This is a genomic window from Bartonella capreoli (assembly GCF_902813205.1).
Classification (GTDB): domain Bacteria; phylum Pseudomonadota; class Alphaproteobacteria; order Rhizobiales; family Rhizobiaceae; genus Bartonella; species Bartonella schoenbuchensis.
This window is the reverse complement of sequence record NZ_CADDZX010000138.1, coordinates 1-514: the sequence shown is the minus strand read 5'-3', so window position 1 is coordinate 514 and position 514 is coordinate 1. Positions and strand designations below refer to the sequence as shown.

Here is a 514-nt window from a genome sequence, read left to right as displayed (position 1 = left end):
GCAAGTGTAATCTTTTTCTCTATTAGTAATGGTTCAAGTGCTTGGCAGATTTGGCGCTGGCCATTTGATATCCGTTGGAACCGTTTGTTTTCTTTTATCAATACTGTTCATGATTTGCCGCTTATCAAGCAAGGAATCAATAATGAAGCGTCCAATGATTGATCAGCTTGAGAAGCTGACGGGGCATCGCTTTAAAGATGAAGAGAGATTAAAAAGAGCATTAACACATTCTAGTGTTCAAGATTCGGAACAGGGGAATTATGAGCGACTGGAATTTTTAGGTGATCGGGTTCTGGGACTTTTGATTGCAGAAATGCTGTATCAATTTTTTCCGCAGGCAAGTGAAGGTGAATTGTCGGTACGTCTAAACGGTTTGGTGAATGCCCGGACATGTGCTGATATTGCACGAGAAATGGGTTTGTCTGATATGATCTATGTAGGTTTTGAGATGAAAAGCTTCGAAGGGCGTCGACTCATTAATATGCATGCTGATGTGGTAGAAGCTTTGATTGCT

At 41.1% G+C, this 514-nt stretch carries 1 protein-coding gene and 1 pseudogene; both read left to right on the top strand.

Annotated features, from left to right (window positions below; translation table 11 throughout):
- Positions 1–162: pseudogene (locus tag J7R05_RS09395) on the top strand (signal peptidase I); the annotation flags it as partial.
- On the top strand, positions 143–514 hold a 372-nt coding region (locus J7R05_RS07740; protein WP_281388231.1), incomplete at its 3' end, for a ribonuclease III family protein. The pseudogene J7R05_RS09395 and the gene J7R05_RS07740, both read left to right, overlap by 20 nt.